The following is a 4,542-nucleotide window of genomic DNA, read 5'->3' on the forward strand; positions in this document are numbered from 1 at the left end:
TTTAAATCATGAGATGGAAGTTGCGATCGCTTTTGAGATGGCAAATGAAGGATTGGAAGATAGTGAGGATGAAAGTCCCTAACAAAGTCTAATGAACGAAAAACAGGTCAATCGCTTGACCTGCTTTTCTTATAGAGTCATGATTAGGTTGCAACTAGTTAAAAATTAAAATTCAAAAACTAAAGGTTAAAATATTAAATCTTAACTCCTAACTTCTAACTCCCAACTCCTAACTACTTCGCACCTATTTGTGCAGCGACTTCATCAGCGAAACTAACTTCATTTTTCTCGATACCTTCACCAAGAATAAAACGAACAAAACGTTTTACTTTAATTGTATCGCCAAGTTTAGAACCAGCTTGCTTAACTAACTCTTCCAGAGTGATACTTTGATCGCGAATGTAAGGCTGATCGGTTAAAGTCATCTCTTTAAGACGTTTGTCAATACGTCCCTGGACGATTTTTTCTTTGATATTATCAGGCTTATTCGCGATGTCATCGCGTCCCATTTCAATCTCTTTTTCTTTTTGAGCAATTTCGGCAGGAATTTCACTAACATTGACATATTCAACGTTAGGACAAGCTGCAACTTGCATCGCAACATTTCGAGCCAATGTCTTAAATTCTTCGTTATTTGCAGCAGCTTCATTTTGGCAGTTTAATTCCACCAAAACGCCCACTCTACCACCAGTGTGAATGTAGCTTTCTACAGCACCTTGCGTACCTTCTGTCAACGAAAAATTGACAAATCGACGCATCTGCATATTTTCACCCAACTTTGCCGAAAGTTGCTTAATAGAATCCGCAACCGTGATATTTTTATCTTCAGCGTAGGGTTGAGCTAACAGTGAATCAACATCATCTGCGGTAGCAGCTTGCTTGGCAATGCTATGTACTAACGCTTTAAAAGCTTCATTACGGGCAACGAAATCAGTTTGGCAATTGAGTTCAGCCAATACACCAACCCGACCATTCGATTCCACAAAAGTATCAACTAAGCCTTCAGCAGCAACCTTGCCAGCTGCTTTATCAGCTTTGATCATACCTTTTTGGCGCAACCATTCGGAAGATTTTTCGATATCGCCGTCGTTTTCTTTAAGCGCCTTTTTGCAGTCCATCATGCCAGCACCAGTTTTTTGGCGCAGCTCTTGGACAAGTTTTGCAGATATTTCCGCCATGTTGCCTCAATCCCTTGATACCTATTTGACTGACACTTTAGTTACATAATCCCATACTAACGCGATCGCGCTTTCTGGACTTCTCAGTGACTCCCGGTATCCCGTCGGACATTAACTGAGCTTTATTTTAATTCCACGAGATGCCTCTCCGCAGAATTGTAGCAATTTTCCGAAAGGTCGAATACAAAAATTAAAGATGCGATTACACGTAAACGGGTTAAAACCTGACAGAATATAGAACCCCTCTCCAAACCTCTCCCCCACAGGGAGAGAGGCTTAAGAAATTGTTTTTTATACTAAAAGTCTATTTTCTAGCCGTTTTTAGTACCATAGTAGAAACGTAATTAGTAGAAATGGGCTTGTTTGTCCCATCTCTACTCAGCACTAATTATGATTCTTCTTCCGGAGCCGCTTCAACATACTCTGTTTCTTCGTATTCGTACTCGTCTTCAACGCCTTCATAATCATACTCTTCCTCAGCACTCAACTCACCATGACGACCTTCGTAGATAGCGTCTGCGAGTTTGCCAATGATGAGCTTAATCGAACGAATTGCGTCATCGTTAGCGGGGATAGGAATATCGACAACATCAGGATCGCAGTTAGTATCCAACATCGAAACGATGGGAATACTGAGCTTTTGACATTCCTGAACTGCGTTGTATTCCCGACGTTGGTCTACAATCACAACTATATCGGGTACTTTCCGCATGGTTTTGATACCACCCAAGTACTTCTGTAACTTCGACATTTCCCGACGTAGCATCGAAGCTTCTTTTTTTGGTAACAAATCAAGAGCGCCATTTTCCTCGCGACGTTCGAGGTCTTTGAGACGGTCTACACGAGTCTTAATAGTAGCCCAATTTGTGAGCATTCCACCTAACCAGCGCTGGTTAATGTAGTGTGCGCCGCAACGGGATGCTTCTTGAGCGATGATACCTGCTGCTTGGCGTTTTGTGCCGACAAACAAGAATTTTTTACCTGCTTCAGCTTGCGATCGCATATAGTTATATGCCTCGTCCATCAACTGAGCGGTTTGTACTAAGTCGATGATGTGGACACCATTACGTGATGTATAGATGTATGGGTCCATTTTGGGGTTCCAACGACGGGTTTGATGCCCGAAATGAACGCCTGACTCCATCATTTGAGCCAATGAAACTACTGCCATTTTAATTTTCTCCGATTCGGGTTAATCCTCCACCCAAGTGCATTTCCGATATCGAAAACACCCGAATGCTTGGATGTGCGGAATTTATGAACCATACCAGGGTAGCATAACTTGGCGACTATGAAGGGTGGATTTCGCGAATATTTTCAGGTTATGGTGGTGTTTCTTGCTTAAATTTCTTGCTTAAATATTATCTGGGTCTTCTCCTAGTTTTCGCAATTTTGCAGCAAATGGGTAGCAAAGTAGAGTGGAAGAGGTTAGTTTGCCACTTCCATTATTTGAGCCGACTCCTGAGCAGCTTGAAAGTCTTAAAAGTGACGCTGGTGGATTTGTCTCATGAATATTCCCGAATAAGCTAAACGGCACTTAACCTGCATGATCCAATAGCTAGACTCCTTTTGAGGTCTAGATCGGTGATCCGAAGTAAGTGCCTTTTAGCTTACTTAAGGCTTGTCTTATCGATCGAGGATAAAGGTCAGGCTATACTGAAAACAGCCCATAGCCTTTAGAGAATGATGTTCCAAGAACTCGAAGCCGTATTTGATGGGACAGCCCTTCAACCAGAAGTACCCTTAAACCTAGCCGCAGGTACGAGGGTGCGGATTGTCGTTGAAAGTATTTTGCCCAATGAAGTCAAACCACCTAAAACATTTCTTAAAACTGCTCAGTCTTTAAAATTACGAGGTGAGCCAGATTGGTCAGAGAAAATTGACCAATATTTGTACGCTGCAACTCTGTCTGACAATGACTGAAGTTTTTTTAGATACTTCGTTTGCGATCGCCTTATCTTCTGTCACCGATCAAAATCATGTACGGGCTGCTAAACTTGCCAATCAAATTGAGACTGACGGAACCTGTTTGGTCACAACTCAGGCGATCTTGCTAGAAATAGGTAATGCGCTTTCTAAGCAAAGATACAGAGCGGCAGCAATCCAACTTTTGGAATCCCTCGAAACTGACCCCAGTGTCGAAGTCGTTTTATTAAGAGTGTTCCAAGTAAAAAAGTGCCCAATTGTCATGCTGAATGGAGCGAAGCGCAATGAAGCATCTCTGTCTATTACATAGCGACTCAGGATCAACAGTTGGATCATTTATTTCTTGGATTACTCTAACCAATAGCCTTTACAAATTAGCATTCAATTTGTTTAAGCAACGAGAAGACAAGGAATGGGGATTAGTTGACTGTATATCATTCATTGTCATGCAGGATCGAGCAATCACGGACGCACTAACCGCCGACACCCATTTTCAGCAGGCAGGGTTTCGAGCATTATTAAGGGACTAATCCCCTTACATTAAGCCTAACAATGCGTTGGAGCCGACCTCTCAAATACGATCTTAAAAAAGGAAAAATTTATCTGCGGCGGCTCAACTTCACCGTTAACAATTTACTAGAAAACCGATCGCACATCAATTTCTCTACACTAACTAATTGCAATCACCTCACCTCAAAAACACCAAAATATAGCCTTTACTTTTTTTATTGTCTGCCAAATGCGATAAGCGGAGCTTAATGCCAAAGGCATATCGCATTAAACCCAAAAATGACAATTTCGTTCTAAGTACCTCTATCACCTGCGATCGCAAGTTGAGGAGGGTAATCACGGGAAAATTGTGGCGTTCGGCTTAAACTATCGCAATCAAAATATATTAAACTAGACGATCGCTATTATGAGTTAAGAAATCTGATAACCTATCTCATATGAGTGAAACCGTCTACATTGAAACTAGTTTGGTCGGCTATCTAACAGCCAGACCTAGCAATAATTTGATCCTCATGGCAAACTTGGAGATTACGCGAAGGTGGTAGGACACTCGCCGCAGTCAGTTTAACCTCTACATTTCCCAAGTTGTTTTGGATGAAGCAGCAGAAGGTGATTCAGAGATGGCAGCTAGGAGACTTGAACTCATACAATATCTCCCTGTGCTTGAACTAACTGAAGGCGTGCGAGATTTAGGCGCACAATTCCTTAGAAGAAGTAATTTACCACCAAAAGCGTCTGATGACGCAATTCATATTGCAGCAGCTACAGTTTACGGGCTAGATTATTTATAGAACAACACGGTATGCGTAAAACTCAGTCACTTTAGTGCTGAGATATAAGCGACACGGGCGATTTTAATCGCATTGAATCTTTTTAGGTTCTGGCAATGTATCTATTAAATCTTCGACGATTTGAGTAATAGTCTTGT

6 protein-coding genes are annotated in these 4,542 nt (G+C 41.7%); 3 read left to right on the forward strand and 3 right to left on the reverse strand.

Features of this window, described 5'->3' with window-relative positions; translation table 11 throughout:
* Positions 1-233: 233 nt before the first annotated feature.
* Together tsf and rpsB are read right to left on the reverse strand one after the other, a co-directional pair.
* Entirely contained in the window at positions 234-1,178 is a 945-nt protein-coding gene (tsf, locus tag CK510_RS26725) for a translation elongation factor Ts (RefSeq protein ID WP_095724550.1), read from the reverse strand.
* Positions 1,179-1,566: 388 nt separating this feature from the next.
* On the reverse strand, positions 1,567-2,349 hold the full coding sequence (rpsB, locus tag CK510_RS26730; protein ID WP_095724551.1) for a 30S ribosomal protein S2: 783 nt from the start codon (positions 2,347-2,349) through the stop codon (positions 1,567-1,569).
* A 512-nt stretch (positions 2,350-2,861) separates the two neighbouring features.
* On the opposite strand from rpsB, the gene CK510_RS26735 reads away from it, so the two are divergent.
* Both CK510_RS26735 and CK510_RS26740 read left to right on the forward strand, forming a co-directional pair.
* The gene (locus CK510_RS26735; protein WP_245912452.1) at positions 2,862-3,101 is read left to right on the forward strand and encodes a hypothetical protein; all 240 of its coding nucleotides are present in this window, start codon (positions 2,862-2,864) and stop codon (positions 3,099-3,101) included.
* Positions 3,094-3,414 carry a type II toxin-antitoxin system VapC family toxin gene (locus tag CK510_RS26740; RefSeq protein WP_211293316.1) on the forward strand — a complete coding sequence of 107 codons (321 nt, stop codon included), beginning with the start codon at positions 3,094-3,096 and terminating at the stop codon, positions 3,412-3,414. Before CK510_RS26735 ends, CK510_RS26740 begins: the two co-directional genes overlap by 8 nt.
* A 378-nt stretch (positions 3,415-3,792) precedes the next feature.
* On the opposite strand, the gene CK510_RS33055 is transcribed toward CK510_RS26740, so the two are convergent.
* Positions 3,793-3,954 carry a hypothetical protein gene (locus CK510_RS33055; RefSeq protein WP_211293317.1) on the reverse strand — a complete coding sequence of 54 codons (162 nt, stop codon included), beginning with the start codon at positions 3,952-3,954 and terminating at the stop codon, positions 3,793-3,795.
* A gap of 250 nt (positions 3,955-4,204) precedes the next feature.
* Between CK510_RS33055 and CK510_RS26750 the strand changes: the two genes are divergently transcribed.
* Entirely contained in the window at positions 4,205-4,405 is a 201-nt protein-coding gene (locus tag CK510_RS26750; protein ID WP_095724555.1) for a PIN domain-containing protein, read from the forward strand.
* Positions 4,406-4,542: the final 137 nt, after the last annotated feature.

This window comes from Brunnivagina elsteri CCALA 953 (genome assembly GCF_002289455.1).
Lineage (GTDB): Bacteria > Cyanobacteriota > Cyanobacteriia > Cyanobacteriales > Nostocaceae > Brunnivagina > Brunnivagina elsteri.

Excerpts from the sequence above, each read along its gene's own strand:
- tsf (WP_095724550.1), bottom strand. The coding sequence starts at position 1,178 with ATGGCGGAAATATCTGCAAAACTTGTCCAAGAGCTGCGCCAAAAAACT.
- CK510_RS26740 (WP_211293316.1), top strand. The coding sequence starts at position 3,094 with ATGACTGAAGTTTTTTTAGATACTTCGTTTGCGATCGCCTTATCTTCT.
- rpsB (WP_095724551.1), bottom strand. The coding sequence starts at position 2,349 with ATGGCAGTAGTTTCATTGGCTCAAATGATGGAGTCAGGCGTTCATTTC.
- CK510_RS26735 (WP_245912452.1), top strand. The coding sequence starts at position 2,862 with ATGATGTTCCAAGAACTCGAAGCCGTATTTGATGGGACAGCCCTTCAA.